Source organism: Paraburkholderia tropica (assembly GCF_914484835.1).
GTDB lineage: Bacteria > Pseudomonadota > Gammaproteobacteria > Burkholderiales > Burkholderiaceae > Paraburkholderia > Paraburkholderia tropica_A.
Genome location: NZ_CAJZAR010000068.1, coordinates 12,202 through 37,977 on the forward strand (window position 1 = coordinate 12,202; position 25,776 = coordinate 37,977).

General features: G+C 65.8%; 27 protein-coding genes. 10 read left to right on the top strand and 17 right to left on the bottom strand.

What is annotated here, in order from left to right; genetic code table 11:
• Positions 1-160 precede the first annotated feature (160 nt).
• Together LDO54_RS24575 and LDO54_RS24580 are read left to right on the top strand one after the other, a co-directional pair.
• On the top strand, positions 161-1,540 hold the full coding sequence (locus LDO54_RS24575; protein ID WP_224013274.1) for an aspartate aminotransferase family protein: 1,380 nt from the start codon (positions 161-163) through the stop codon (positions 1,538-1,540).
• A gap of 100 nt (positions 1,541-1,640) precedes the next feature.
• Positions 1,641-2,144 carry an Lrp/AsnC family transcriptional regulator gene (locus LDO54_RS24580; protein WP_224013275.1) on the top strand — a complete coding sequence of 168 codons (504 nt, stop codon included), beginning with the start codon at positions 1,641-1,643 and terminating at the stop codon, positions 2,142-2,144.
• Between the two features lie 12 nt (positions 2,145-2,156).
• Here LDO54_RS24580 and LDO54_RS24585 read toward each other — a convergent pair whose 3' ends face one another.
• The 11 genes from LDO54_RS24585 to LDO54_RS24635 all read right to left on the bottom strand — a co-directional run bounded on the left by LDO54_RS24585 (position 2,157) and on the right by LDO54_RS24635 (position 12,698).
• Positions 2,157-2,588 carry a helix-turn-helix domain-containing protein gene (locus tag LDO54_RS24585; protein WP_224013276.1) on the bottom strand — a complete coding sequence of 144 codons (432 nt, stop codon included), beginning with the start codon at positions 2,586-2,588 and terminating at the stop codon, positions 2,157-2,159.
• Between the two features lie 23 nt (positions 2,589-2,611).
• Positions 2,612-3,793 (bottom strand): NAD(P)/FAD-dependent oxidoreductase, encoded by a 1,182-nt coding sequence (locus LDO54_RS24590; RefSeq protein ID WP_224013277.1) that lies wholly within the window; start codon positions 3,791-3,793, stop codon positions 2,612-2,614.
• Positions 3,790-5,166 carry an NAD(P)/FAD-dependent oxidoreductase gene (locus LDO54_RS24595; protein ID WP_224013278.1) on the bottom strand — a complete coding sequence of 459 codons (1,377 nt, stop codon included), beginning with the start codon at positions 5,164-5,166 and terminating at the stop codon, positions 3,790-3,792. The genes LDO54_RS24590 and LDO54_RS24595 overlap by 4 nt, the downstream gene beginning before the upstream one ends.
• The gene (locus tag LDO54_RS24600) at positions 5,145-5,456 is read right to left on the bottom strand and encodes a (2Fe-2S)-binding protein (protein WP_224013279.1); all 312 of its coding nucleotides are present in this window, start codon (positions 5,454-5,456) and stop codon (positions 5,145-5,147) included. Before LDO54_RS24600 ends, LDO54_RS24595 begins: the two co-directional genes overlap by 22 nt.
• A complete protein-coding gene (locus LDO54_RS24605; RefSeq protein ID WP_224013280.1) occupies positions 5,453-6,229 on the bottom strand; it encodes an amino acid ABC transporter ATP-binding protein in 777 nt (258 codons plus the stop codon). The genes LDO54_RS24600 and LDO54_RS24605 overlap by 4 nt, the downstream gene beginning before the upstream one ends.
• A 7-nt stretch (positions 6,230-6,236) precedes the next feature.
• Positions 6,237-6,896, bottom strand: coding sequence for an amino acid ABC transporter permease (locus LDO54_RS24610; protein ID WP_224013281.1), 660 nt, complete (start codon positions 6,894-6,896; stop codon positions 6,237-6,239).
• A 136-nt stretch (positions 6,897-7,032) separates the two neighbouring features.
• The gene (locus LDO54_RS24615) at positions 7,033-7,794 is read right to left on the bottom strand and encodes an ABC transporter substrate-binding protein (RefSeq protein WP_224013282.1); all 762 of its coding nucleotides are present in this window, start codon (positions 7,792-7,794) and stop codon (positions 7,033-7,035) included.
• A gap of 71 nt (positions 7,795-7,865) precedes the next feature.
• Complete coding sequence (locus LDO54_RS24620; protein WP_224013283.1) at positions 7,866-9,143, bottom strand: NAD(P)/FAD-dependent oxidoreductase; 1,278 nt, start codon at positions 9,141-9,143, stop codon at positions 7,866-7,868.
• 62 nt (positions 9,144-9,205) lie between these two features.
• Complete coding sequence (locus tag LDO54_RS24625; RefSeq protein ID WP_224013575.1) at positions 9,206-9,874, bottom strand: haloacid dehalogenase type II; 669 nt, start codon at positions 9,872-9,874, stop codon at positions 9,206-9,208.
• A gap of 224 nt (positions 9,875-10,098) precedes the next feature.
• On the bottom strand, positions 10,099-11,592 hold the full coding sequence (locus LDO54_RS24630; protein ID WP_224013284.1) for an aldehyde dehydrogenase family protein: 1,494 nt from the start codon (positions 11,590-11,592) through the stop codon (positions 10,099-10,101).
• A gap of 494 nt (positions 11,593-12,086) precedes the next feature.
• Positions 12,087-12,698, bottom strand: a complete 612-nt coding sequence (locus LDO54_RS24635; RefSeq protein WP_205995249.1) for a helix-turn-helix domain-containing protein — start codon at positions 12,696-12,698, stop codon at positions 12,087-12,089.
• Between the two features lie 292 nt (positions 12,699-12,990).
• On the opposite strand from LDO54_RS24635, the gene LDO54_RS24640 reads away from it, so the two are divergent.
• The 5 genes from LDO54_RS24640 to LDO54_RS24660 are packed head-to-tail and all read left to right on the top strand — an operon-like array spanning position 12,991 to position 17,657.
• On the top strand, positions 12,991-13,878 hold the full coding sequence (locus LDO54_RS24640; protein ID WP_224013285.1) for a GNAT family N-acetyltransferase: 888 nt from the start codon (positions 12,991-12,993) through the stop codon (positions 13,876-13,878).
• A gap of 6 nt (positions 13,879-13,884) precedes the next feature.
• Positions 13,885-14,808: a 2-hydroxyacid dehydrogenase gene (locus LDO54_RS24645; RefSeq protein WP_224013286.1), complete on the top strand. Its 924-nt coding sequence runs from the start codon at positions 13,885-13,887 to the stop codon at positions 14,806-14,808.
• Between the two features lie 34 nt (positions 14,809-14,842).
• Entirely contained in the window at positions 14,843-16,321 is a 1,479-nt protein-coding gene (locus tag LDO54_RS24650) for an NAD-dependent succinate-semialdehyde dehydrogenase (protein ID WP_224013287.1), read from the top strand.
• A 2-nt stretch (positions 16,322-16,323) separates the two neighbouring features.
• On the top strand, positions 16,324-17,316 hold the full coding sequence (locus LDO54_RS24655) for a M14 family metallopeptidase (RefSeq protein ID WP_224013576.1): 993 nt from the start codon (positions 16,324-16,326) through the stop codon (positions 17,314-17,316).
• Positions 17,313-17,657 (top strand): cupin domain-containing protein, encoded by a 345-nt coding sequence (locus LDO54_RS24660; RefSeq protein ID WP_224013288.1) that lies wholly within the window; start codon positions 17,313-17,315, stop codon positions 17,655-17,657. The genes LDO54_RS24655 and LDO54_RS24660 overlap by 4 nt, the downstream gene beginning before the upstream one ends.
• A gap of 48 nt (positions 17,658-17,705) precedes the next feature.
• On the opposite strand, the gene LDO54_RS24665 is transcribed toward LDO54_RS24660, so the two are convergent.
• From LDO54_RS24665 to LDO54_RS24680, 4 genes are read right to left on the bottom strand one after another with little or no spacing between them, the layout of a single operon-like run.
• Complete coding sequence (locus LDO54_RS24665) at positions 17,706-18,923, bottom strand: pyridoxal phosphate-dependent aminotransferase (protein ID WP_224013289.1); 1,218 nt, start codon at positions 18,921-18,923, stop codon at positions 17,706-17,708.
• Complete coding sequence (locus LDO54_RS24670) at positions 18,923-19,570, bottom strand: RraA family protein (RefSeq protein WP_224013290.1); 648 nt, start codon at positions 19,568-19,570, stop codon at positions 18,923-18,925. The genes LDO54_RS24665 and LDO54_RS24670 overlap by 1 nt, the downstream gene beginning before the upstream one ends.
• Complete coding sequence (locus tag LDO54_RS24675) at positions 19,567-20,247, bottom strand: RraA family protein (protein ID WP_224013291.1); 681 nt, start codon at positions 20,245-20,247, stop codon at positions 19,567-19,569. Before LDO54_RS24675 ends, LDO54_RS24670 begins: the two co-directional genes overlap by 4 nt.
• Positions 20,248-20,273: 26 nt before the next feature.
• The gene (locus LDO54_RS24680; RefSeq protein ID WP_224013292.1) at positions 20,274-20,933 is read right to left on the bottom strand and encodes an RraA family protein; all 660 of its coding nucleotides are present in this window, start codon (positions 20,931-20,933) and stop codon (positions 20,274-20,276) included.
• 166 nt (positions 20,934-21,099) lie between these two features.
• Here LDO54_RS24680 and LDO54_RS24685 point away from each other — a divergent pair, with 166 nt between their 5' ends.
• Positions 21,100-22,020, top strand: coding sequence for a LysR substrate-binding domain-containing protein (locus tag LDO54_RS24685; protein WP_224013293.1), 921 nt, complete (start codon positions 21,100-21,102; stop codon positions 22,018-22,020).
• Positions 22,021-22,038: 18 nt separating this feature from the next.
• Here the strand turns inward: LDO54_RS24685 and LDO54_RS24690 are convergent, their stop codons facing one another.
• The gene (locus tag LDO54_RS24690) at positions 22,039-22,857 is read right to left on the bottom strand and encodes an alpha/beta fold hydrolase (RefSeq protein WP_224013294.1); all 819 of its coding nucleotides are present in this window, start codon (positions 22,855-22,857) and stop codon (positions 22,039-22,041) included.
• A 199-nt stretch (positions 22,858-23,056) separates the two neighbouring features.
• Between LDO54_RS24690 and LDO54_RS24695 the strand changes: the two genes are divergently transcribed.
• Entirely contained in the window at positions 23,057-24,127 is a 1,071-nt protein-coding gene (locus tag LDO54_RS24695; protein ID WP_224013295.1) for a catalase family peroxidase, read from the top strand.
• Entirely contained in the window at positions 24,124-24,657 is a 534-nt protein-coding gene (locus LDO54_RS24700; RefSeq protein ID WP_224013296.1) for a cytochrome b, read from the top strand. Before LDO54_RS24695 ends, LDO54_RS24700 begins: the two co-directional genes overlap by 4 nt.
• A gap of 24 nt (positions 24,658-24,681) precedes the next feature.
• On the opposite strand, the gene LDO54_RS24705 is transcribed toward LDO54_RS24700, so the two are convergent.
• Positions 24,682-25,728 carry a peptidyl-alpha-hydroxyglycine alpha-amidating lyase family protein gene (locus LDO54_RS24705; protein ID WP_356791572.1) on the bottom strand — a complete coding sequence of 349 codons (1,047 nt, stop codon included), beginning with the start codon at positions 25,726-25,728 and terminating at the stop codon, positions 24,682-24,684.
• Positions 25,729-25,776: the final 48 nt, after the last annotated feature.

Consider the following 25,776-nt stretch of genomic DNA (forward strand, 5'->3'; position numbering starts at 1 on the left):
ATGCGCTGTCAAAGCCCCGGCATAAAATGCCGAATGGCCCGCAAAAAGAGCATGGCGCTGCTGTTTGCGCCGTTTTTTCCCTGCGCGGCGAGGCGCGCGCGGCGCTACCATCGAGCGGTCTTCACTGTCATTCACCGCCATTCAACGGGGCCGTCACGCCATGTCCAACTCGCCGCTCATCGAAGCCGACCGTAAGCATCTGATTCATCCTGTCATCAATTACCGCGCGCACGAAGCGCGTGGGACGACCGTGCTCGAATCGGGTCATGGCGCGTATCTGCGCGATATCGACGGCAATGAATTGCTCGATGCGTTTTCCGGTCTCTGGTGCGTGAACGTCGGTTACGGCCAGCAGAGCATCGTCGAAGCCGCCACGCGCCAGATGACGCGTCTGCCCTACGCGACCACGTATTTTCATTTTTCGTCGGAACCGGCAATCGAACTCGCGCAGAAGCTCGTCGAACTGACGCCCGCTTCGCTTCAGCATGTGTATTTCACGCTCGGCGGCTCCGATGCGGTCGATTCGGCCATCCGCTTCATCACGCATTATTTCAATGCCACGGGCCGCCCGTCGAAGAAGCAGATGATCGCGCTGGAACGCGGTTATCACGGTTCGTCGTCGGTGGGCGCGGGTCTCACGGCACTGCCCGCATTCCATCGCAACTTCGATCTGCCGCTGCCGAACCAGCATCATCTGCCCTCGCCCTATGCGTATCGTCGCGAGGACGGCGCCGACGACGCCGCGCTGATCGCCGCCTCGGTCGCGTCGCTCGAAGCGAAGGTCGCGCAGCTCGGCGCGGACAATGTGGCCGCGTTCTTCTGCGAGCCGATTCAAGGCTCGGGCGGCGTGATCGTGCCGCCGCGCGGCTGGCTCAAGGCGATGCGCGATGCGTGCCGCCGTCTCGACATTCTGTTCGTGGCCGACGAAGTCATTACGGGCTTCGGCCGCACCGGCCCGCTATTCGCCTGCGAAGCCGAGGACGTCGAACCCGACCTGATGACGGTCGCAAAGGGCCTCACCTCGGGTTATGCGCCGATGGGCGCGGTGCTCATGTCCGACGCCGTTTATCAGGGCATCGCCGGCGACAAGAACGACACGGCGATCGTGGGCCACGGCCAAACCTATTCCGCGCATCCGGTGAGCGCCGCCATCGGCCTCGAAGTGCTGCGCCTCTATCACGAAGGCGGTTTGCTCGCGAACGCTCAGGCGCTCGCGCCGCGCTTCTCCGCCGGGCTCGACGGCCTGCTCGATCATCCGCTCGTGGGCGATTCGCGTCATCGCGGCCTGCTCGGCGCGCTCGAACTCGTCGCGAACAAATCGACGCGCGCGCGTTTCGATGCGTCGCTGAAGCTCTCCGATCGCATCGCAGCGGCGGCTTATCGTCATCGTCTGGTGTTCCGCGCATTCGGCGACAACATTCTCGGCTTCGCGCCCGCGCTCTGCTATGGCGAAGCTGAATTCGAGCAGTTGTTCACGCGCCTGAAGCACACGCTCGACGACGTGCTCGAAGACCGCGACGTGCGCGCCGCCCTTTCCTGAAACTCGCGCGCCTTTAAAAAAGCGCGCGTGCTAACATCGCTTAGCTTCCTGCCGCGAGATTCGCCCTGGATCTCGCGGCTTTTTTATGGGCGAAACGATCATGATGCTTCACGGCGACAGCAAACTCGACCGCATCGACTTGCGCATTCTTTCGCAATTGCAGAAGAAGGGGCGCATGACGAACGTCGAGCTGGCCGAAGCCGTCGGGCTCTCGCCGAGTCCGTGTCTCACGCGCGTGAAAAGGCTGGAAAAAGCGGGGTATATCGCCGGTTATGGCGCGCAGATCCAGATCGAGAAACTCGGCGACGTGCAGATCGTCTTTACCGAAGTCACGCTGGCCGACCATCGGCGCGAGGACTTTGCGAAATTCGAAGCGGCGATTCGCCCCGTCGATGAAATCGTCGAATGCCATCTCGCGAGCGGCGGCTACGACTATTTGCTGAAATTCGTCACGCGCAGCGTGCACCATTACCAGAGCGTGATCGAAGGCTTGCTCGAACGCGATATTGGTATTGAGCGCTATTTCAGCTACGTGATCATGCGCACGCCGTTCGTGAAGAACGGCTGGCCGCTCGAAGCGCTGTTTAATTCAAAAGCGGATTGATATTCGTACGATTCACGCGTTCGGACTAAACGGCGCGCCCGCGTTGAGCCATTCCATCGGCGTGCGTCCGAGCACGCGCTTGAAATGGCGGCACAAATGGCTTTGATCGAAGAAGCCCACTTCGGCGGCCACCAGCGAAGGCGACACGCCACGGCGCAGCAAACGCTGCGCGTGGCGCACGCGCACGATGCGCACGTATTGCTGCGGCGAGACGCCCATTTCGCCGCTAAAACGCGCCGCGAAACGCGAAACGCTCAATCCCGCCACGTCCGCAAGCTCGGTCAAACTAATCGGCTCGGCGAAACAGGCGTCGATGAAATCGAGCGCGCGCTGTACGGCGCGTGTCGTTTCCGTGGCGCGCGCGTCCGCTGAACAATCCGCGGAGCGCGTTTCGCCGCTGCGCCGCGAAATAAGCGCGGTCTGCAAAGTCGATGCAATCAACATGGCATGCCTGCGTATCCGTTGAATCAGGTCGCAGGAACCGATTGCGGCGCGGCGTGCGGCCCGCCTTCGGGCGGCTGAAACGCGGCGAAGCGGCGAATATCGAACGGCTCGATTGGCGTGGTGGTCGCGCCCGTGTCGATCAGTTCGGCCATCGTGTCGCCCACGCCCGGCCCGAGTTGAAAACCGTGGCCGCAGAAACCGAATGCGTAGAACAGGCCACTCGTGGTGCCGCTCGCGCCCATGATCGGACGGTCGTCGGGCATATAGCCTTCCACGCCGCTCCAGACGCGAATGATATTGAGCCGCTTGAGCGCGGGCGCCACGCGCTGCGCCTGACGAAATTGCAGCAAGGTGCTTTGCGGCAGCACTTTCGCGCGACGCGCATCGAGAAACGCGGGGCCGCGCGCGCAGCCGCCAATCACGATATTGCCGCGCGCGACCTGACGGAAATACACGACCTCGGCGATCTGCGGCGACGACACGCCCACAGCCGGCGCGATGCTATACGGCACCGGCTCGGTCACGGCCATTTGCGGACCGTGCACGGCGATCGGCACCGGCTCGCCGAATTGCTCGCTCAGCGTGCTGCCCCACGCGCCCGCCGTAATCAGCAACACGGGCGCATGAAACGTGCGGCCGTCGGCGCTGGTGGCGCGAAATTCATTGCCTTCTTTTTCGACCGAGACGATATCGGTATTTTCAAAAATCTGCGCGCCGAGTTTCGCGGCGGCGCGCCCGAATGCGGGCGCGGCAAGACGCGGATTCGCATGGCCGTCGATCGGCGCATACGAACCGGCCAGCACTTCAGGTCCGATAAACGGAAAGCGCTTGCGCAAAGCATCGCCGTGCAGCATTTCCAGATCGAGGTTGTAATGCTTCGCGTCGCGCGCGTAGGTCTCGAACATGTCGGCCTGCTCCGAGCGATAGCAGACGCGCAAATGCCCCGACATCAGAAACTCCGCATCGTGACCGATCAATTCGGGCATGCGCAGCCAGATTTCGCGCGAGCGATTCGCGAGCGGCAATTGCGCGAGCAAACGCCCTTGACGGCGCACGTTGCCGAAATTGGTGCCGCTCGCCTGCTGGCCGATCAACTGGCGTTCGAGCAGAATCACCGACTTGCCGCGGCGACGCAGGAAAAACGCGGTGGCGGCGCCCATGAAGCCGCCTCCCACGATCAATACATCGGCTTGCGCGCGCTTCACTCGGTATCCTCCACAGTCGCGATCGCCAGCGGCTTCACGGGCGCCTGCCCGCGCAAGCGACCGACTTGCTCGAGCGGCACGCGCGCGGCGTCCGCGATGATTTCCGCCGCTGCATGGCCGCAATAACGGCCCTGGCAACGGCCCATGCCCACGCGGCTCAGCGCCTTCGCGCGGTTGGCTTCCTGCGCGCCCTCGTCGCGGATCACGCGGCGCAATTCGCCCGCTGTGATGCCTTCGCAGCGGCACACAATGGTTTCGTCGGGCAGCTTCGCCGCCTGCTGCGCGGGCCACACGAAGGCTTGCGCGAGCCCTTCGCGAAAGCGGTCCATGCGGCGTTGCTCGCGCTTGAGCGCATCGAGCGCGCTCGCTTGCGCGCCGCGGCCCAGATCGATCAGCGCGGCATGCGCGGCGAGACGCCCCGCGTTTTCCGCACCATCCGCGCCCAGCACGCGCACGCCGTCGCCCGCGAGATACACGCCGGGTTCGCTGCTGCGTCCGAGTTCGTCGATTTGCGGCAGCCATTGGCGCGTGAGCGTATCGAAGCGGAACGCACAGCGCGCGAGATCGGCGAGCTGCGTTTCGGGGCGCAGGTGATAACCCATGCCGATGGCGTCGCAATCGGTCTGTTCGATCTTGCCGCTCGCAGTGCGAAAGCGCACGGCGCTCACGCCTTCATTCGGTGTCCCGATGATTTCAACCGGCTCGATGCCGTTGTGAATCTGCACGCCCGCTCGCTTGAGCGACGCCACGAGCGCGCTGCCCTTGCGCAAGACATCGAAGCGCGCCAGCAGCTTCGGCAAGGCGCGAATGCGCGCGCTCGCCGCCGACGTATCGAGCACGGCGGCCACCTTCGCACCCGCCTGCACATACTGGCTAGCAACCAGATACAGCAGCGGCCCCGTGCCCATGAACACCACGCGCCGCCCGATCGAACAGGCCTGCGATTTCAGCGCAATCTGCGCCGCGCCGAGGCTATAGGTGCCCGCGAATTGCCAGCCCTTCACGGGCATCAGACGATCGGTGGCGCCCGGACACAGAATCAGCGCATCGTAATCGAGCGCGCTCGCATGGCCGTCGCGCACGATATGCAGTTTGCGGTCCCAGATATTCCACGCGAGCGTTTGCGGACGGTAATCGATCTGCGGGCGCAAACGCGCAAAAGTCTCGTGCAGATCCTGCGCACGCAGCGCCTCGGTGCCGTAGAGCTTCGCATACGGCCGCGTAAAGCCTTCAGGTTGACGCCGATAAATCTGCCCGCCGTCGCGGCGGCCTTCGTCGATCAGCGTCGGGCGAATGCCCGCGGCCAGCAGCGTCTGCGCGCAGCGCACGCCCGCCGGCCCCGCGCCGACGATCACAATGCGAGGTTCGCCCATTGCGCCTCCGGTTGAGTGGTCACGAGACGCATGCCCGCCTCGACGACGGTCGTGCAGGCGCGCAGACGTTCGCCCGCATCGGTCCAGACCCAGCAGTCCTGGCACGCGCCCATCAGGCAATAACCGGCGCGTTTTTCCTCGCCGAATTCCGACTGGCGCACGTGGCGCACGCTGCACAGCATGGCCGTGAGCAGCGTGTCGCCTTCGAGCGCGTCCACGTTGTTTCCGTCGATCACGATCGACACCTTGGCGCGCGCGGTTTCGCCGAGCCGCACGAATCGTCCGTTCATGCCGCCGCTCCCGCCGCGCCTTCGGGCGCGCTCTGCGCTTCGCCGCGATTGCCCAGCACGTGACGCAGGAATTCGCGCGTGCGGGCTTCGCGTGGCGCGCACAACACCTGCTGCGCGCTGCCTTGTTCGATGATATGGCCGCCGTGCAGGAAGCACACGCGGTCCGCGACTTCGCGCGCAAAACCCATTTCGTGCGTGACGACCAGCATCGTCATGCCTTCCTTCGCGAGCGTGCGCATCACGTTGAGCACTTCGCCGACGAGTTCGGGATCGAGCGCCGAAGTCGGCTCGTCGAACAGAATCGCCTTCGGCTTCATCGCGAGCGAACGCGCAATCGCCACGCGCTGCTGCTGACCGCCCGAAAGCTGATGCGGATAATAGTGAAGCTTGTGGCCGAGCCCGACCTTGTTGAGCAGTTCCTCGGCGTCGCGCTTCGCCACGTGCAGCGGTTCTTTCTTCACATGCACGGGCCCTTCCATCACGTTTTCGAGCGCGGTGCGATGCGGAAACAGATTGAAGCGCTGAAACACCATGCCCACTTGCGTGCGCAGATGATTGATATGACGCGAGCGCTGTTCGACACGTTGATCGAGCAATTTAATCTCGCCCGCGTCATACGATTCGAGCGCGTTGATACAGCGCAGCAGCGTCGATTTGCCGGAACCGGACGCGCCGATCAGGCACACCACTTCGCCCTGTTCGATCTTCAGCGAAATGCCGTTGAGCACGGGCGTGGCGCCGAAGCTCTTGTGGACATCGGTAATTTCGATCATCGCAACCTCACTTCTTCGCCTTGTGCTTGCCGAAACGGCGCTCGAGATGCCGCGTCATGCTCATGAGCGGCAGGCTCATCAGCAGATAACCGATCGCCACGAGCGTATAGACGGTGATGTTCTGGAACGTCGATGCCGCGATCAACTGGCCTTGCCGCGTCATTTCCGCCACCGTGATGGTGGACGCGAGCGACGAGTCCTTGAGCATCATCACCAGCGTATTGCTGTACGGCGGCAGCGCGACCTTCACCGCTTGCGGCAGGATCACGCGCACCATCGTTTTCACGCGACCCATGCCGAGCGATTGCGCGGCTTCATACTGGCCCGGATCGACGGCCTCGATACCCGAGCGGATGATTTCCGCCACATAGGTCGAATAACCGAAACTCAAGCCGATAATGCTCGCCTGCAATGCCGAGACTTCAATATGAAAGTCCGGCAAGACGAAATAAATATAGAACAGCAGGACGATCATCGGCAGGCCGCGCACCACGTTGATCATCGCGCTCACGGCCGTCACCACCGCCGGATAGCGCGACATCTTGAGCAGCGCCCACACGAGACCCAGCGCGGTGCTCAGCAGCAGGCAGCCAATCGTGATGATGATGCTCATCACCGCGCCTTGCAGCAGGATCGGGACAAAATCGACTATGTCGTTCCAACGCATGGTGTGCCTTATGCTTTCGTTCGCGAACGGGGGAATGCCCGCGAGTCATACGCCGCGCCGCAAAGGCGGGCCGGGCCGGAACACGGCGGCGGTCGAACATTCGGGCCGCGCCGCATTCCGGTCATTCAGTCGCGGATCAGCCCGCCAGGTGCCACTTCTTCAGGATCTTGTCGAGCGTGCCGTCGGCCTTCATCTTCGTGAGCGCGTCGTTCACTTTCGCGAGCAGCGCCGTGTTGCCCTTCTTCACGCCCACGGCGATATCGAACTTCTCCATCGGCACGTAATCGTCGTCCACGCGCGTGCCGGCCATCGCGCCCGCGGCTTCCTGCGCCTTGAGAATCGGATAGTCGTTGAAGCCCGCCACGATACGGCCGATCGCAACGTCACGCGTCATGTCGGCGGGGCTGTCGTACATCTTCACTTCCTTGAAGATGCCGAGCTTGACAAGCTGGTCGCCGTAATCGGTGCCCGTGGGCGCGCCCACCGACATACCCTTCATGTCCTGCACCGACTTGTAGTTGGTCTTGTTCGACTCCTTCACGATAATGCCTTCGCCGAACGCCGTGACCGGCTGCGAGAAGTCCACCACTTCGGCGCGCTTGGGCGTGGGCGTCATGCCCGCGACGATGATGTCGATCTTGCCCGAGACCACGGCCGGAATCAGCGCCGAGAACGGCACGGCCTGATACGACACGTCGAAGCCCTCGCGCTTGCCGATCTCGCGCACGACGTCGGGCATGATGCCTTCGATCTTTTGCGTCTTGACGTCGAGGAAGGTGGTCGGCGCGCTCGACGGCGGCGAGCCGGCGGTCACCGTCGGGGCATCGGCATGGGCCGCGCTGCAGAACAGCGAGAACGCGACGGAAGCGGCGGCGAATGCAAGGGTGGTACGCGACATGGTCTGGTTTCCTTGTGGAGAGTCTTGACTATTTGCGCTGCGCCGTGAAAGTGTCGGCGCTTGGCATCGGCTCAATGAAGCACATCCTGCAACCGGTAATACGCGCCGACGAGCGGCAGAAACCACGCGCGCCCGAAATGTCCGGGAATCGCAGGCCATTCGAGCGCTCGCCACGGGTTGCGCGTGGCGGCGCCGAACATCACATCGGCCATCACGCGGCCCATGTGCACCGACATCTGCACACCGTGGCCGCTGTAGCCCATCGAATAGAACAAACCTTCGTGCTCGCCCGCGCGCGGCAGCCGGTCGGCCGTCATGTCGACGAGACCGCCCCAGCAGTAATCGAGGCGCACGTCGGCGAGCTGCGGAAAATACTGGAGCATGCCGTCACGCAAGATGCGGCCGCTCTTTTCGTCGGAGCGCGGATTCGACATCGCGAAGCGCGCGCGGCCGCCGAACAGCAAACGGTCGTCGTGCGTCGGGCGAAAATAATTGCCGATCTGGCGCGTCGTCACATACGAACGGCGCGTGGGCAGCAGCGCGTCGAGCCGTTCCTTGCCCAGCGGCTCGGTCACGACGATGAAGCTGCCGACCGGCGCGATGCGGCGGCGGAACCATTGCAGCGGCCCGCTTTGCGAAGCGCCCGTGGCGAGCAGCACGCGGTCGGCGCGCAGCGTGCCGCGCTCGCATTGCACTTCGTAGGCGTGGCCGCCGAGCGGTTTGAGGCCGACCATCGGCGTGTCCTCGAAGATCTGTGCGCCGTGACGCGCCGCCGCTTCGGCCAGACCCACGCCGAACTTGCCCATATGCAGTTGCATGCCGTTGTGCTGCACGAGGCCGCCGTAAAAGCCGTCCGACGCGATCTCGTCGCGGATGCGCTCGCGCGAAATCAGTTCGACATCCTGATCGACATCGCGCTTGAGCGCTTCGAACGTCTTCGCCAGCGACGCATAGTGATGCGGCTTCGCGGCGAGCTTGATCTTGCCGCTCTTGCGCAGATCGCAGTCGATCTGTTCTTCCTCGACGATCTGCGCGACCGACTTCACGGCTTCGGCGTAAGCGCGATAGAACAGCGACGCGCGTTCCTTGCCGAGCTTCGCGGACAGCGCCGCATAGTCCTGCGCGACGCCCGTGTTGCAATGCCCGCCGTTGCGGCCCGACGCCTGGCCCGCAATGCGGCCCGCCTCCAGCACGGCCACCGAGTGCCCGCGCTTCGCGAGCGCCAGCGCCGCCGAGAGCCCCGTAAAGCCGCCGCCCACCACGACCACGTCCACGCGGCCGGCAAGCGGCCCCTGGGCGGGCTTCGTCAAGCGCGGCGCGGTATCGAGCCAGTACGAATCGAGCTTCATCGTGTTGCGTTCCTGATGACCGACGGTGAGTGCAAGGAGTTGGCTGGGCGGACAGACCGCGATTACAGGCCGAGCTGTTCCGCGAGATGCGGCAGGCTCTTGACTTCGTTGACCTGGTAATACGGCGTAAGCGGCTCGTGGCCGCGATTCACGAAGGCCTTGTGCTTGATGCCCATGTCGTAGGCCGTCATGAGGTCGTAACGGAAGCTCGACGACACGTGCAGCACGTCTTCCGGGTTGCAGTCGAGCTGGTCGAACATGTATTCGAAGGCCTTGCGCAGCGGCTTGTACGCCTGCGCCTGCTGGGCCGTGTAGACCTTGTGGAACGGCGCGCCGAGCTTGGCGACGTTGCTGTCGATCTGCTCGTCGGCGGCATTCGAAAGAATCACGAGCTTGTATTTCGACGCGAGACGCGAGAGACCTTCCGGCGCGTCCGGGTGCGGGCCCCACGTGGGCACCGCGTCGTAAATCTTCAGCGCGGTTGCTTCCTCGAACGGCACGCCCGTGCGCTCGCAGGTACGGCGAATCGAATTCACCACCACGTCGCGATACGGCTTCCATGCGCCGAGCACCTCGTCCAGACGATAGCCGCGGAAGAACTCCACGAACTCGTTCATCTTGGCGGCATCGAGCTTGTCGCCGTAGAGCTGGCGCGCGGTCTCGCCCATCTGGAAGTTGGTCAGCGTGCCGTAGCAGTCGAAGGTGATGTACTTCGGCTCGAAATCGATCATGGTCTGCATCCTGTCGTCGTGGCGAACCTGTTTTTCAGGCTCAATTCAAGTGAGAACGGCGAGCTGCGCATGAATGCCAACTAATCAGTCATGCTGACGAAATCGGCGCGGCCCGGGGTGTCGAAGTTTCCTGTGAAGCGCTGCGCGCAATCCGTGTTCACTGAAATGAACGCTGCACGGATCGTGCGCCCCTACGGCGAAGTTGAAACGAAAACTCGCGCAGATCAGGCGGTGTCGAAGTCGATCAGCACGCTCTTGTGACGCATGCTGGCCTCGAGCGCCTGGCGGCCGAGATCCTTGCCGATGCCCGACTGCTTGAAGCCACCGGTCGGAATGATCATGTCGCCGCTGCGGCCATAACGATTGATCCAGACCGTGCCCGCCGCGATGCGGCGCATCGCGCGCATGGCCTGGCCGATGTCGCTCGTATGCACGCCCGCCGCGAGACCGTAGGTCGGGTGCGCCGCCATGGCGATGCCTTCCTCTTCGTCCTCGAAGGTCTGCACCGTGAGCACCGGGCCGAACAATTCCTCGCGCACCGCGGGGGTGTCGTCGGTGACGTTGGCGAGCAGCGTCGGGCGATGAAACCAGCCGTCGTCCGTGCCTTCGAAAAAGCCGCCGCCGCACAGCACTTCCGCGCCCTGCGCGCGGCTTTCGTCGATCAGCGTGGCGATGCGTTGCGCCTGCGCGGCGCTGATGATCGGCGAATAGCGCGTCGTGCTCGACCACATCGCGCCCGGCGCGATGCCTGCGAGTTCGCGCTGCACGGCCTCGATCAGCGGCTCGGCAATCTGCTTGTGAACGATCAGGCGCGTGCCCGCCACACAGGCCTGGCCGCCGTTCGCGGTGAAGCCGCGCGCCACGCAGCGCGCCGTGTGCGCGAGGTCCGGCACCTGCGCGAACACGAGTTGCGGGCTCTTGCCGCCGAGTTCGAGCGTGACCGGCTTGGTGCCGTGAAAAGCGGCTTCGCTCATGATCGCCGCGCCGGTGCGCGTCGAGCCGGTGAAGCTCACCTTCGAAATATCGGGGTGGCGCGTGATGGCCGAACCGGTGGTTGCACCGCGTCCGTTCACGACATTGAAAATGCCGGGCGGCATGCCCGCTTCGATCGCGAGCTCCGCGAGACGCAGCGTGGAAAACGGCGTCATTTCCGAGGCTTTCAGCACGACGGCGTTGCCAGCCGCGAGTGCGGGACCGCATTTCCACGAGCACATCGAGAGCGGGAAATTCCACGGCGTGATCGCGCCGATCACACCATAGGGCTCCGATGCAACGAAGCCGAGACTGCTCTGACGCGTCGCCGCGATGTCGCCGCCGAGCTTGTCCGCGAGTTCCGCGAAGAAGCGGATCGCCTCCGCCGTGAACGGCACGTCCGACGCATACGCCTCCGCGACCGGACGCGTGGAGCTGACCGCTTCGAGCTGCGCCAGCGCGACCACGTTTTCGTCGATCAGTTGCGCCCAGCGCGTGAGCACACGGGCGCGTTCGCGCGGCGAGCGCGTGCCCCAGCCGCTCGTCTTCCAGGCCTGCAACGCGTTCGACACGGCGTAATCGACGGTCTGCGCCGACGCATCCGGCACGTAACCGAGCAGACGGCCATCCGAGGGACGATGCACGGCGATCGGCGTTTCATCGGTCTGGTAATACGCGCCGCCAATGAAATGACCTTGCGGCAGCGCGATTGCGGACGGATCGAAATCCAGCGACGGAGTAGTCATGCTCAGCCTGTTCGAAAACCGGTTAGCCCGGCGATGGCGCGCTCGCGAGTCGTTGCGTGCGCGGCGTCGCCGCTTCAGCAAGTGGGGGTTCGCTGCCTCAGCGGCAAAATGAACAACCACGCATTGAAGTTCATTATAGTGAACAGACGAGGCTTGGCTAGTGATCAAAAATAATTCTGTGAAAAGCATGCTCATGCGCTTTGCTTACGCGAGAATCGGGCCAGGGCTAACCCGTAGCGGCGATTCGACTCAACTCGATTCATGCGCGCTTAGCAGGTTAGGCACCGGCAATCGACAGAGGAATGAAAAACGATAGCGCGCGCGTTCAGCCGCTTAAAGCGGGCAGCAATCGAGCGGCAAAGAGAATGAACAGACTGAAGATCGCGCAGCGCGTGTACAGGCGCGCGTTCAGGAAGGGGAAACGAAGGGGAAAAAGAAAGAACTGCTGGGACGCGGCGCCGATACAAGCGATAAGCGGCGCCGCCAGAGAAGGCTTAAAGATGAATGACCGGCGGGCGCGTGTTCATGATCCACAACAGCCGCGCCGTCTTGCTGCTTTCATTGCGCACGCTATGCGGGACCGTGCTCTTGAACTGAAAGCTGTCGCCCGCACGCAATTCCGCGCGCTGATCGCCCACGTTCAGGATCACGGTGCCTTCCATCACGAGCCCGCACTTCTCGCCGACGCCCACGAGCACTTCCTCCGACCCCGAGCCCGCCGGCAGCATGATGACCATCATCTGCAGATCGTGCTCGCCGTGCGGCGAAAGCAGCTCTTTCTGCATGCCGTTCTTGCCCACCTCGAACAGCGGACGCTCCGCCGCGCGGCGCACGAAATCGCCCGTGAGCGGATCGGACGGCGCATCGTCTTCTTCCAGTAGCGCGCTCAAGGGCACATCGAGCGCCTGGCGCAGACGCTCCAGAATGCGCACGGACGGATTGGCCTTGTTGCGCTCGACCTGGCTCACCGTGCCGACCGAGACGCCCGCGCGCAGCGCGAGTTCATTGACGGACAGGCCGCGCGCGTTGCGCAGCGCGCGCAGCCGGGCGCCGACATCGGCGTGGCTAGGCAACACCGCAACTTTCTTGCTGGACTGGGTTCGCATGAGTTTCCTGTTGAATTCGGTGCCGGACGCGCAAAACCGGTTCGTTCCCCAACGCCGGCGCACGGTTTCGGTGCATCGCAGCGACACGGCAAGCACGCTGCGTGATAGTGAAAGCACGCACAATGTCACTCATTATATTGAAACTTTCTTGAATGCGATGAACAATAAAAAAGTCGCGCGCTGTCGCCGCTTGCGCACGCTCAAGTCAGGAAGATCATCCTATGAAGCCCGCGAGCCGCATGCGACAGTCGAATCTGAACAGGCCGTCCGCGCCGTTATACAGGAGTCCGCTGTGTCCGAATCCGCCGTCAAGCCCGACCTTCACTACCGCCGTTTCAGCGCCGACGACATCGACGCCGCCCACGGTCTCTCCGTGGCCGTGCGCTGGCCGCATCGTCCCGAAGACTGGCGCTTCGCCTACGAGGCGGGCACCGGTTTCGTCGCCGTCGATAACGGCGTCGTGATCGGCACGGCGCTGTGCTGGAAGTTCGGCGCCGACCGCGCGACGCTCGGCATGGTGATCGTCTCGCCCGATCAGCAAGGACGCGGCATCGGCCGCAAACTGATGGAACTCGTGCTCGAAGAACTCGGCGAGCGCGTGACCTTCCTGCACGCCACGCCCGCCGGTCAGCCGCTCTACGAGAAGCTCGGCTTCGCGGCGTGCGGCGGCCTCACGCAGCATCAAGGCACCGTCGAGCAGGCGCCCGCCGTCGTGCTGCCGCAAGGCGAAACGCTGCGCGCGGTCACGCCCGCCGATCTGCCGACGCTCGTCGATCTCGCCTCGCGCGGCTGCGGCCTCGACCGCAGCGCCACGCTGCCCGCCCTGCTCGCGGTCGCGCAAGGCGGCGTCGTGCTCGAACGCGACGGCGCGATCACGGGCTTCGCGCTCGCGCGCCGCTTCGGCCGCGGTCACGCCATCGGCCCGGTGGTCGCCGCGCCTTCGGACAACGACGCGCGCGCCAAGGCGCTCGTTTCGCACTGGCTCGCGCAACATGTGGGCGGTTTCGTGCGCATCGACGTGCCGGCCGGCGCGGGCATCGAAAGCTGGCTGCCGACGGTCGGCCTCGTGCCGGTGGATTCGGTCGTCAAAATGGTGCGCAACGCGAGCGCCGCGCAGCACAGCGGCGAGCCGGACGCGGCCTGGCGCGCCTACGGCATCATCAATCAGGCGATGGCCTGACGCGCCATGACGGTGCTCTACAAGGCCGATCCGGTGCGCGGCGCGCAGTGGGCGGCGCTGTTCGCGCAGCGTGCGCCCGACTTGCCGTTTCGCGTCTGGCCCGACATCGGCGATCCGGCTGCGATCCGCTATCTGGTCGCGTGGAATCCCGGCGATCTCGCGCGCACGCTGCCCAATCTCGAAGCGGTGTTTTCGGTGGGCGCGGGCGTCGATCAACTCGATCTCGCGAGCGTGCCCGCGCATCTGCCGGTCGTGCGCATGATCGAGCCGGGCATCGTCGAAGGCATGGTCGAATACGTGACCGAAGCCGTGCTGGCGATTCACCGCGATCTGTTCGATTACGCACTCGCGCAGCGCGCGCGTGAATGGAAACCGCTGCCGCTCACGCCTGCGCGCGAGCGCCGTGTGGGCGTGCTCGGTCTCGGCATGCTCGGCGTGGCCGTGCTCGAACGGCTGCGGCTGTTCGGTTTCGATTGCGCGGGCTGGAGCCGCTCCGCGCATACGCTCGACGGCGTGCGCTGCTACGCGGGCGCGGACGAATTCGACGCGTTTCTCGCGCGCACCGACGTGCTCGTCTGCCTGCTGCCGCTCACCGCGGCCACGCGCGGCCTGCTCTCGCGCCGCGTGTTCGACGCGCTCCCCGCCGGTGCGTCGCTCGTGCATGTGGGGCGCGGTCCGCAACTGATCGCCGACGATCTGCTCGATGCGCTCGCGCGCGGCCAGTTGCGCAACGCCGTCCTCGACGTGACCGACCCCGAACCGCTGCCGCCCGAACATCCGCTCTGGACCCAGCCGCGCGTGCGCATCACGCCGCATATCGCCAGCGCCACGCGGCCCGACACGGCCGTGGACAGCCTGCTCGACAACCTGCGCCGCCTGCGCGCGGGCGAGCCGATGATCGGCCTGATCGATCGCCAGCTAGGTTACTAGGCATCCTAAGTATTTTAAAAACGGAAACACGCGCATGAGTCTCGATCTCGAAGCGTCCGCCCGCGCGTTGATTCGCACGGACAATTTCATCGGCGGCCAATGGCTGGCCGCGCAAGACGGCGAGCGTTTCGCCGTCACCGATCCCGCCACGGGCCGCACGATTGCCGAGGTCGCGCAAAGCAGCGCCGCCGACGCGCGCGCAGCCGCCGACGCCGCCTCGCTCGCCTTCCCCGCGTGGCGCGCGACGCTGCCGAAAGAGCGCGCCGCGATCCTGCGCCGCTGGCACGCCGCCATCGTCGCGAACGAAGCGGCGCTCGCCGCGCTGATCTCGCTCGAACAAGGCAAGCCGCTCGCCGAAGCACGCGGCGAAGTCGCTTATGGCGCGTCGTATGTCGCGTGGTTCGCCGACGAAGCCACGCGCATCTATGGCGACGTGATTCCCATGCAGCAGCGCGGCAAACGCATGAGCGCGGTGAAAGAACCCGTGGGCGTGGTCGCCGCGATCACGCCATGGAATTTCCCGCTCGCGATGATCGCCCGCAAGATCGCGCCCGCGCTCGCCGCCGGCTGCACCGTGGTCGGCAAGCCTGCGGAAGATACGCCGCTCACCGCGCTCGCGCTCGTGCAACTCGCACACGACGCGGGCGTGCCGCCCGGCGTGCTCAATCTCGTGACGGCTTCGCGCGCCGAGACGCCGAACACCGTCGACGCCTGGCTCGCCGACTCGCGCGTGCGCAAGATCACCTTCACCGGTTCGACGCCCGTGGGCAAGCATCTCGCGCGCGAATCGGCGGGCACGCTCAAGAAGCTCTCGCTCGAACTCGGCGGCAACGCGCCCTTCATCGTGTTCGACGACGCCGATCTCGACGCCGCCGTGGAAGGCCTGCTCGCCGCCAAGTTCCGCAACGGCGGCCAGACCTGCGTGTGCCCGAACCGCGTCTACGTGCAGCGCGGCGTCTACGACGCGTTCGCCGCGCGGCTGTGCGCGCGCGTCGCCGAATTGCGCGTGGGACCGGCAAGCGATCCGGCTTCGCAGATCGGGCCGATGATCAACGCGCGCGCCGTCGACAAGATCGCGCGTCACGTAGACGACGCCGTCGAATACGGCGCGAGCGTGCTCGTGGGCGGCAAGCGCCTCGATGCGCTCGGCCCGCACTACTACGCGCCCACCGTGCTCGGCCACGCCACGCACGCGATGGCGCTGTGCGGCGAGGAAACCTTTGGTCCGGTCGTGCCGCTGTTCGCATTCGATCAGGAAAGCGAAGCAATTCAATCCGCCAACGACACGCCGTTCGGTCTCGCCGCTTACTTCTACAGCCAGGACCTGCGCCGCATCGAACGTGTGAGCGGCGCGCTCGAAGCGGGCATCGTCGGCATCAACGAAGGCGCGCTGGCGTCCGAGGCCGCGCCGTTCGGCGGCGTGAAGGAATCGGGCTATGGCCGCGAAGGCTCGAAATACGGTCTCGACGATTATCTGTCGATCAAATATCTCTGCCAGGGAGGTCTCGCATGAGCATGGACGCCTATCCGATCGAAGTCGCGTTCCCCGACATCGCCGCGCACGCCGAAGGCAACGCCGGCATCGCCTACGTGCATACGTTCGACTCCGGCGCGCCCGGCCCGCATGTGATGGTGAACGCGCTCACGCACGGCAACGAAGTGTGCGGCGCGATCGTCGTCGATGCGTTGTTGCGCGCGCAGCTACGCCCGCGCCGTGGCCGTCTCACGCTGGCGTTCGCCAACGTCGACGCCTACGCGAGCTTCGATCCCGCGCAGCCCGACAAGGCGCGATTCGTCGATCAGGACTTCAACCGCGTCTGGACCGCCGCCACGCTCGACGACACCGCGCGCCGCTCGTCCGAACTCGATCGCGCGCGCGCCATGCGCCCGGTGATCGACAGCGTCGATCTGCTGCTCGATCTGCATTCGATGCACGAAAAGAGCGCGCCGCTGATCGTCGCCGGTCCGCTCGACAAGGGCATCGCGCTGGCCGCGCAACTCGGCGTGCCCGCCACCGTGATCTGCGACGAAGGCCATCCCGAAGGCCGCCGCATGCGCGATTACGAAGGCTTCGGCGATCCGCTCAGCGCGAAGAACGCGCTGCTGATCGAGTGCGGACAGCATTGGGAAAAGCGCGCCGTCGATGTCGCGCGCGACAGCACCGCGCGCTTTCTGCTGCACGCGGGCGTGATCGACGCGAGCGATCTGCCCGATGGCTGGCTCATGCCGCTGGCCGCACAGATGACCGTCGTGCGCGTGACCGAACCGGTGGTGGCGAGCAGCATGGATTTTCGTTTCGCGGGGCCTTATACGGGCCTCGAAACCTTCGATACGGCGGGCACGATCATCGGCTGGTCGAACGGCGAACCGGTTCGCACGCCTTACGATGACTGCATGCTCGTCATGCCTTCGCTGCGCCAGTTGCGGCCCGGCGTGACCGTCGTGCGGCTCGGCCGCATCGAACAACGTCTCGATCACACTTCACGTCAACAGGAATTCATTCAGTGAAAGTTCAGCAGATCCAGCAAGCCGCGCAGGTCGCGGAACTCGAAGATTGGGGCACGGCCGGCCTGCCCGGCACGGAGCCCGCGCGCGTCACGGGCCGTCAGGTGGTGATTCCCGGCGCGGAAGCCGTCGATACCGGCGTGTTCGAATGCTCGCCCGGTACGTACCGGCGTTCGGTGAAAGAAGCGGAAGTCATGCATTTTCTTTCGGGCTCGGGCAGCTTCACGCCCGATGGCGAAACAACCCTGCATTTCAAGGGCGGCGACACGATGTTCTTCGAAGCCAATACGGAAGGTCTTTGGCAAATCGATGAAACGCTGCGCAAGATCTACGTGATTTTCTAACGTGGCATGGGGACGTGCGCGATGCTTCGCCGCACGCCCCGCTTTCCTTCATGGCGAAAGCGAATCGCAGAACCGCTCGATCGCATCGCACGCGCGCGTGAGCATGGCATCGTCGAGCGCATACGCGATGCGGATATACGGCCCGAGCCCGAACGCGCTGCCGTGCACGGCGGCCACGCCCGCTTCGTCCAGCAGCGCATTCACCACGTCCTCATCCGAGGCGAGAGGCCTTCCGCCAGCCGTCGTCTTGCCGATCAACGCCTCGCACGACGCGAACGCATAAAACGCGCCTTGCGGCACCTCGCAGCGCAACCCGCGTGTGCGATTCAAACGCTCGACCAGCAGATCGCGTCGGCGCTGAAACACCGTGCGCGATTCGCGGACGAAATCCTGCGTGCCCGTGAGCGCGGCAAGCGCCGCATATTGCGAAATCGTCGATGCGCCCGAGGTCTGCTGGCCCTGCAACTTCTCCATCGCATCGATCAGCCATTCGGGTCCCGCGCCGAAACCAATCCGCCAGCCCGTCATCGCATACGCCTTCGACACGCCGTTCATCGTCAGCACGCGTTCGCGCAGGCGCGGTTCGACCTGCGCCATCGTGAAGAACGGTTGGCCGTCGAAAATCAGGTGCTCATAGATATCGTCCGATAGCACCATCACGTGCGGATGCGCGAGCAGCACCCCGGCCAGCGCCTGCAGTTCCGCGCGGCTGTACACCGCGCCGGTCGGGTTCGACGGCGAGTTGAGTATCACCCAGCGCGTGCGCGGGCCGATGGCCTGATCGAATTGCGCGGGCGTGAGTTTGAAGCCGCTTTGCACGCCGCATTCGACGATCACCGGCCGGCCGCCGCACACTTGCACCATCTCCGGGTAGCTCACCCAATACGGCGCGGGCACGATCACTTCGTCGCCTTCGTTGAGCGTCGCGGCGAGCGCATTGAAGATCACCTGCTTGCCGCCCGTGCAGACGAGCGTCTGCCGCCAGTCATAATCGATCCCGTTCTCGCGCCGGAACTTGTCGGCCACGGCTTCGCGCAGCGCGCGCAAACCGGCGACCTGCGTATAGCGCGTCTGCCCGCAGCGGATCGCCGTCACGCCCGCCTCGCGGATAGGCGCGGGCGTGTCGAAATCGGGCTCGCCCGCGCTCAGCGAAACGATGCTCTTGCCCTCGGCGCGGCGCGCGGCCACGCGATCCATCACGCGATAGGTGGCCGATGGTTTCGCCTCGGCCAGAAAGCGGTTCAGCGTGGCGTTGATGGCTTGCATCAGGCTTGTCTCCATTGCGTGAGCCCGAGCAGATCGAGCGTGGTCGCGCCTTGCGCGAGCGCGGCCATCATGTGCGCTTCCTTGTCGGCGCGCGCCTGGCCGTTCGCGAGCGTCGCTGCCGCGTGGGCGGCGGGTATCACGATCACGCCATCGTCGTCGGCGACGACGAGATCGCCTGGCGCGACCGGCGTGCCCGCGAGATGCATCGGCAAGCCGACCGAAGGCGCGCTGTCCTTGCGCGTGCCGCGCACCGAGATGCCGCGCGCGAACACCGGAAAGCGCCGCGCCGCGAGCGCCGCGATATCGCGCACGCCGCCGTCGATCACGAGCCCGGCCACGCCCGCCGCCTGCGCCGCGACCGTGAGCACTTCGCCCCAATAGCCTGCGACGAAGCCCGCCGCCGACACCACGAGCACGCAGCCGCGCGGCGCGCGCTCCATCGCGATGTGGATGGCGAGGTTGTCGCCCGGCGCGCATTCGAGCGGATACGCGGCGCCCGCCACCGCTGCGCCCGTCCAGACCGTGCGGATCGCGGGATCGACCGACGCGGTCGCGATACCCGACGCCTCGTAGAGCGTCGACGTGCCGAGCCGCCGCGCCTGTTCGAGCGCGGCGTGATCGTATGGCGTGCTGGCGTTCGTCATCATGCCTTCCGTTGCAGGGTGTGATAGCCGAGTTCGGCGCGCGCTTCGCGTATCGTCGCGCCTTGCGCGATGCGTTCGCGGATACGGCTCTCGACGGCTTCGATCTGCCGCGCGGTGTCCGCGACTTCACGCGCGCGCTCGCGCGGCACCACGACCACGCCGTTGGCATCGGCGATCACGATATCGCGCGACGCCACGCGCGCGGTGCCGACCGAGACCGTGGCGTTCACCGCCTCCACCTGCACGCGGTCCTTGCCGGTGCGCATGAAGCGGCCCGCCGTGAACAGCGGATAGCCGTCGCCGAGCGCCTTGTTGACGTCGCGGCACACGCCGTCGATCACCGTGCCCGCGATGCCGCGCAAGCCAGCGTACTGCGTGAGGATGTCGCCCCACACGGTGCAATCGGTGCGGCCGTCGTTGTCGATCACGACGACATCGCCCTCGGCCACATCGTCGATGAAATCGCCCACGGTTCCCGCGGGCACCGTGGCGGGCACGTACTTGACCGTGAACGCGGGGCCGACGACCGGCTTCGCGTAGTCGGCGAGCGGCGCAATGCCGAGCGCCTGGCCGTGCAGGCCGAGCTTGTCCATGGCGTCGGAGACGCCGGGCGTGTCGAGACCGTCGAACAGGGCGACCAGCGCCTGGTCTTCGGCGCGGGCTTCGCGGGGATTTTTCATGGTTTGCGATCCTGGGTGTGTGTGATTCAGCGAGCGCGAATGGCTTCGAATTCCTTGTCGTGCATGACGTCCGCGACCGAGCGACCCGCGCGCACGGCGGCAACCATGCCGTCCTGGCGGCGCGCGATGCGCTCGCCGAGATCGAGCACGGCGTCGATGTGCGCGGCGGGCACGAACACCGTGCCGCAGCGGTCGGCGATCACGTAGTCGTCCTCGTGGACGGTCACGCCCGCGATCTCCACCGGCGTGCCGGACGCGATCTGCACCACGCGATTGCGCGCGCTGATCATCGTCACGCCGCGCCCGAACACCGGATAGCCGACGGCCTCGCTGCCTTCGATATCGCGGCTCACGCCGTCGATGATCGAGCCGCGAATGCGCTTCGCGACGGCCGCATTCGCGAGAATGTCGCCCCAGCACGAAATGCCCGGCAGGCCACCGCCGATCACCAGCACGCGGTCGTCGGTGCGGATGGCGTCGACGACCGGCGTGATCAGATGCACGGTGGGCGCGGCGTCGGTTTTCGGGCCCAGTTGAATGGTGCTCGCGCGGCCCACGATCTTCGGGCAGTCCCACAGCGGACGCAGACCGAATGTCGCGCCGGGCTGTTCGAGAAAATCGAGCGCGTCGGAAACCGTGTTGGAATCGAGCGAGGCGAGGCGGTCGAGCGTGCTGTTTGGCTTCATGGCGAGGTTCATCGTTGGGAGCAATGCCGCCATCGTCGCGTCGTGGTGTTGATCTGTAAATTCGCGATCCGGTATGGCTGTGATACGTTTGTCGAATTAGCCGGCGCCACGCGAACGTGGTCTATTGCCGGCCTGTCGATGAACGCGGAACCACGAGAGGCAACGCATGAGCACGATCGATTTCCGGCTGATCCGCCAGCTCTGGATGTTTCTGGCCGTCGCCGAAGAAAAGCATTTCGGCCGCGCGGCGCAGCGGCTGAACATGTCGCAGCCGCCCTTGACCGAGCAGATCAAGGTGCTGGAACAGTCGCTGAAAATGACCTTGTTCGAGCGTTCGCGGCGCGGCACGCAGCTGAGCCCGGCGGGCGCGGCCATCCTGCCCGCCGTGCGCCAGTTCGCCGATCAGGTCGAGCGGCTGGAGCGCGCGGTGCGCGAAGTGGCGTCGGGGCAGTCGGGCGTGTTGCAGATCGGCGCGATCACGTCGGCGATGCTGGATACGGTGCCCGCGCTGCAAGGCGCACTCAGGCGCGACTATCCGCATCTGAGCGTGTTCGTGCGCGAGATCGACAGCGCGGAGGCGATTCCCGCGCTCGAAAACGGCGAACTCGACGTGGCCTTCGTGCGGCTCGACGGCCCGGTCGGTCAAGGTATCGAGAGCCTGCCGCTGGCCGAGGACCGGCTCGCCGTCGCGGTGCCGCGCGGACATGCGCTCGCGGATCAGGCGCGCGTGCGTCTGCGCTCGCTCGCGGGCGAGCCGCTCGTGATGTCGTCGCGTCAGGTGAGTCCGGCCTACTTCGATCTGCTGACCGCGATTTGCCGCTCGAACGGTTTCAGCCCGCGCGTGATGCACGAAGTGCGTTCGGTGACGTCGCAGATCGCCTATGTCGGCTGCGGGCAAGGCGTGGCGCTCGTGCCCGCGTCGATGCGCAAGCTCGCCTCGGAGAACGTGGTGTTCCGCCCGCTCAAGGAGCGCGTGATGGTGGTGACGGCGGCGCTCGCGTGGAACGCCAGGCGGCATCATCCGATGGTGGACGCCGTGGTCGAATGGGCGCGTGGCGTGGGCACGCGCAAGAGTTCACGCGGCTGAACGGCCGCGCGTGGGCGCTCAATCCGCGCCGATGAACGCGGCGATCTCGTCCCACATCTGCACGGGGTTCGAATACATCGGGAAGTGGCCGGAGCGCGCGATGCGCGCCAGCGTCACGCCCGCCGCCTCCAGCTGCGGCAGATAGGAAAGGTGCGCGTTCTGCTCGCCGAGCATGAACATCGTCCTGCACGGCAGACCGAGGAAGCGCGCCATCAGGCCGCCGTGATCGGAGAGTTCGACCATCGACGTGAAGATGCCGCGCACCGCCTCCGCGCGCACCTTGTGCTTCAGACTCGCGGCGTAAAGCGAACTCGAATATTCCGGCGACTGGCGCGCTCGCTCGATGAAATCGGCGAAGAACGCGTGCGGGTCGTCGCCCGGATGCGTGTAGATCTGGCGGCTCAGAAAGCAGTCTTCCGGCGCGACGTTGCCTTCGATATCGACGAAGCTCAGCACGCGGTGCGGCTCGGCGTCGGCGAGCATGAGCGCGGTGAGGCCGCCCATCGAATGACCGACAAGATGGAAGCGCTCGATGCCGTGACGCGCGAGCACGGCGCGCGCCGTATCGACCAGCAGCGGAATATCGACTGACGAAAGATCGCTGCACGCGCTGGCTCCGCAGCCCGGCGCGTCCCAGGCCACGAACGGCCGCCCCGCAAACGCCGCGAGCCGCGCGACATCCGCGTAATCCTCCTTGGTCGAGCCGAAACCGTGCAGGAACACGATCGGCGCGCCCGTGCCGGTGCGCGAGATCGTCGGGAGACGGAGGTCGACATCGTGGACACGGAGTTCGATCGTTGCGTCGATCGTTTCGTTTTTCACGGGGCTCATGCTCATGGCAGTGACTCGGATGGCGGACGGCGGAAGAAGATCGCGCCATCTTGGGACCGCTGCGGGAGGCTGTCTATTCTGGATTGCGTATCAGGGTGATACGCGATGCACGCATAAAAAGGGCTTCATCACGCGCGACAGCGGACGCCCACGTTTTTTTGTCACCTGCTAGATTGCACGAACGCTCAGCTAAGGAGACCGTGCAATGGCTGGCAATAACTCCACCCCACCCTCGAATCCGCCTCCCCTCGGCGCGCTGGCGCTGATCGCCGTCGTGGTGCTGGCGCTGGCCGCCGCGTTCGCGTGGACGGCCGGCTGGCTGTCGCCGCATCGGCTCACGCCCGCGAAGCTGGTCGACCGCTTCGCGCCGCCAGGCGGCCCCGCGCTCGGATTCCGCCGCAATCACGCCAAGGGCATCTGCTTCACGGGGCGCTTCGAATCGAACGGCGCGGGCGCGCAACTGTCGAGCGCGCCGATGCTCGCCGCCGGCACCTTCGCCGCGACGGGCCGCTTCAACCTCGCGACCGCCGATCCGCACGCGCCCGACCCGAGCGTTCACGTGCGCGGCCTCGGCTTGCGCATCGGCACGCCCGGCCGCAGCGAGTGGCGCTCGGCGATGATCGACGCGCCCTTCTTCGCCGTCGCCACGCCGCAGGCGTTCTATGAACTGCTCGGCGCGGCGGGCAACAAGAGCGATCCCGACGCGATGAAGCACTTCATCGCCGCCCATCCCGAGTTCGCGGCCTTCGGCGCGTGGGCATCGAAGACGCCGCTGACCGCGTCGTTCGCGCAGGACCGCTACAACAGCCTGAACAGCTTCATCTTCACGAACGAGGCGGGCGAGTCGCATGCCGTGCGCTGGTCCTTCGTGCCCGCAGCGGCGCCGCAAACGCTGTCCGCCGCCGACGCCGGACAGCTCGCGCCCAACTTCCTCGAAACCGATATCGTCGAGCGCGTGAAGGCCGCGCCGCAACGCTGGACGCTGCGCATCACGGTCGCCAATCCCGGCGATCCGACCGCCGATCCGAGCCAGGCGTGGCCCGCCGACCGGCGCACCGTGGACGCGGGCACGCTCATCGTGACCGCCATCGAGCCCGAAGCGGACGGCCCCTGCCGCGACCTCAACTTCGACCCGACGGTGCTGCCCTCGGGCATGCACGTCTCGGACGATCCGTTCCCGGCCGCGCGCTCGGCGGCCTACTCGGTGTCGTTCAACCGCCGCACCGCCGAAGACAAGGACTACCCGCGCGGCAGCGCGCAAGGAGTCGCGCCATGACCGCCGCACACGACCGCTTCAGTCCCGCACAGCGCGCCCTGCACTGGCTCATGGCGATCTGCATCCTCGCGATGCTGTTTATCGGCGTGGGCATGGTGTCGACGGTGCGCCCCGACTACCTCACGCTCGTCTCGATCCACAAGCCGCTCGGCATCGCGATTCTCGTGCTCGCGCTGATCCGCCTCGTGCTGCGGCTCGTGCGCGGCGCGCCGCCGCTGCCCGCCGCCATGCCCGAACCGATGAAGCTCGCCGCCCGTCTCTCGCACGTCGTGCTCTACGCGCTGATGATCGCGCTGCCGTTGATCGGCTGGGGCATGCTTTCGGCCGCCGATTATCCGGTGATGATCTTCGGCGTGCGCCTGCCCGCGTTCCTGCCGCACAGCAACGCGCTGCATTCGGCGCTCTGGAACGCGCATCGCTTTCTCGCGCTGTGCTTCTTCGCGCTGATCCTGCTGCATCTCGCGGCGGCGCTCCTGCATGCGCTGGTGCGCCGCGACGGCGTGTTCGAGTCGATGGCGTCGTGGCGCTGACACACGCCCAGGCGCCTTTCGCCCTCACGCGTGCAGAACCAGCTTCTGCACGCGCCAGTTCAGCAGCTCGGCCACGTAAAGCACGTTCTCGGCGGGACACGCCATCTGGTGAATCCAGCCGAACTGCTTGAGCTGCTTGCCCGACTGCCCGAGCACGCCGAGCAGTTGCCCGTCGAGCGTGAGCTTGTAGATGCGGCCCGGCCACGCATCGGCGCTATAGAGCACGGGATTCGGCCCCGGCGAAATGCAGATCGCCCACGGCGAGCCCGGCGCGAAGGTGCCCGCGGCCAGCGCCGCTTCGTCGGGAATATTGCCGATCGCGGGACGCGCGCCCGGCGGCACCGGCACGTCGATGGTGAACTGGCGCAGGAACCGGCCGTCGGTATCGAAGACCTGAATGCGCCGGTTGCTGCGGTCCGCCACGTAGACGCGATTCTGCGCATCGACGGCGATGCTGTGCGGCGTATGGAACTGCCCCGGTCCCGTGCCGCGATCGCCCCACGACTTCAGCCAGTTGCCGTCCTTGTCCACCTTCGCGACGCGCGAGTTGATATAGCCGTCGCTGATATAGGCGTTGTCGTCGCTGTCCCAGGCGACGTCGGTGACCTGGCGGAAACGCCCCGGCTCGGCGGGCAGCGGCGGATTCGGATGCTTGAGCGGCGCGGTCTCCTCGTCGGCGGCTTCCTGCTTGCGGCCGAACACCATCTCCACGCGTCCTTGCGGCGTGAACTTGATCACCATGTCCGAGCCTTTATCGGTGACCCAGATATGGTCGTGACGGTCGATCTTGACCGTGTGCGCGAACGACCACGCATAGAGATGCTGGCCGATCTCGCGCACGAAGCGTCCGTCCGGCGCGAACTCGAACAGTTGCGCGGCGGCCGCGCCATAGGCCGGGCCGCTGGTGTTGCCGCGCGAGAGCACGAACACGTGGCCGTGCGAGTTGACGGCCACGCCCGAGCATTCGCCGAAGTATTGATCGACGGGCAGGCGCACCGGATCGGGCACGGACTCATAGGCAATCGACGGCACGTTCGCGGCGCTGCTTTGCGCGTGCGCGAGCGCGGGCATGGCGGCCCACGCCGCAGCGGCGGCGAGAAAACGGCGGCGCGGCCAGGC

Coding starts and splice junctions, on each gene's coding strand:
- LDO54_RS24680 (WP_224013292.1), bottom strand. CDS start 20,933: ATGAAGCCAAACAGCACGCTCGACCGCCTCGCCTCGCTCGATTCCAAC.
- LDO54_RS24610 (WP_224013281.1), bottom strand. CDS start 6,896: ATGCGTTGGAACGACATAGTCGATTTTGTCCCGATCCTGCTGCAAGGC.
- LDO54_RS24630 (WP_224013284.1), bottom strand. CDS start 11,592: ATGACTACTCCGTCGCTGGATTTCGATCCGTCCGCAATCGCGCTGCCG.
- LDO54_RS24695 (WP_224013295.1), top strand. CDS start 23,057: ATGGCTGGCAATAACTCCACCCCACCCTCGAATCCGCCTCCCCTCGGC.
- LDO54_RS24700 (WP_224013296.1), top strand. CDS start 24,124: ATGACCGCCGCACACGACCGCTTCAGTCCCGCACAGCGCGCCCTGCAC.
- LDO54_RS24600 (WP_224013279.1), bottom strand. CDS start 5,456: ATGAACGGACGATTCGTGCGGCTCGGCGAAACCGCGCGCGCCAAGGTG.
- LDO54_RS24645 (WP_224013286.1), top strand. CDS start 13,885: ATGACGGTGCTCTACAAGGCCGATCCGGTGCGCGGCGCGCAGTGGGCG.
- LDO54_RS24670 (WP_224013290.1), bottom strand. CDS start 19,570: ATGATGACGAACGCCAGCACGCCATACGATCACGCCGCGCTCGAACAG.
- LDO54_RS24685 (WP_224013293.1), top strand. CDS start 21,100: ATGAGCACGATCGATTTCCGGCTGATCCGCCAGCTCTGGATGTTTCTG.
- LDO54_RS24595 (WP_224013278.1), bottom strand. CDS start 5,166: ATGGGCGAACCTCGCATTGTGATCGTCGGCGCGGGGCCGGCGGGCGTG.
- LDO54_RS24605 (WP_224013280.1), bottom strand. CDS start 6,229: ATGATCGAAATTACCGATGTCCACAAGAGCTTCGGCGCCACGCCCGTG.
- LDO54_RS24675 (WP_224013291.1), bottom strand. CDS start 20,247: ATGAAAAATCCCCGCGAAGCCCGCGCCGAAGACCAGGCGCTGGTCGCC.
- LDO54_RS24625 (WP_224013575.1), bottom strand. CDS start 9,874: ATGATCGATTTCGAGCCGAAGTACATCACCTTCGACTGCTACGGCACG.
- LDO54_RS24690 (WP_224013294.1), bottom strand. CDS start 22,857: ATGAGCATGAGCCCCGTGAAAAACGAAACGATCGACGCAACGATCGAA.
- LDO54_RS24705 (WP_356791572.1), bottom strand. CDS start 25,728: ATGCCCGCGCTCGCGCACGCGCAAAGCAGCGCCGCGAACGTGCCGTCG.
- LDO54_RS24650 (WP_224013287.1), top strand. CDS start 14,843: ATGAGTCTCGATCTCGAAGCGTCCGCCCGCGCGTTGATTCGCACGGAC.
- LDO54_RS24655 (WP_224013576.1), top strand. CDS start 16,324: ATGGACGCCTATCCGATCGAAGTCGCGTTCCCCGACATCGCCGCGCAC.
- LDO54_RS24615 (WP_224013282.1), bottom strand. CDS start 7,794: ATGTCGCGTACCACCCTTGCATTCGCCGCCGCTTCCGTCGCGTTCTCG.
- LDO54_RS24635 (WP_205995249.1), bottom strand. CDS start 12,698: ATGCGAACCCAGTCCAGCAAGAAAGTTGCGGTGTTGCCTAGCCACGCC.
- LDO54_RS24575 (WP_224013274.1), top strand. CDS start 161: ATGTCCAACTCGCCGCTCATCGAAGCCGACCGTAAGCATCTGATTCAT.
- LDO54_RS24665 (WP_224013289.1), bottom strand. CDS start 18,923: ATGCAAGCCATCAACGCCACGCTGAACCGCTTTCTGGCCGAGGCGAAA.
- LDO54_RS24620 (WP_224013283.1), bottom strand. CDS start 9,143: ATGAAGCTCGATTCGTACTGGCTCGATACCGCGCCGCGCTTGACGAAG.
- LDO54_RS24580 (WP_224013275.1), top strand. CDS start 1,641: ATGATGCTTCACGGCGACAGCAAACTCGACCGCATCGACTTGCGCATT.
- LDO54_RS24585 (WP_224013276.1), bottom strand. CDS start 2,588: ATGTTGATTGCATCGACTTTGCAGACCGCGCTTATTTCGCGGCGCAGC.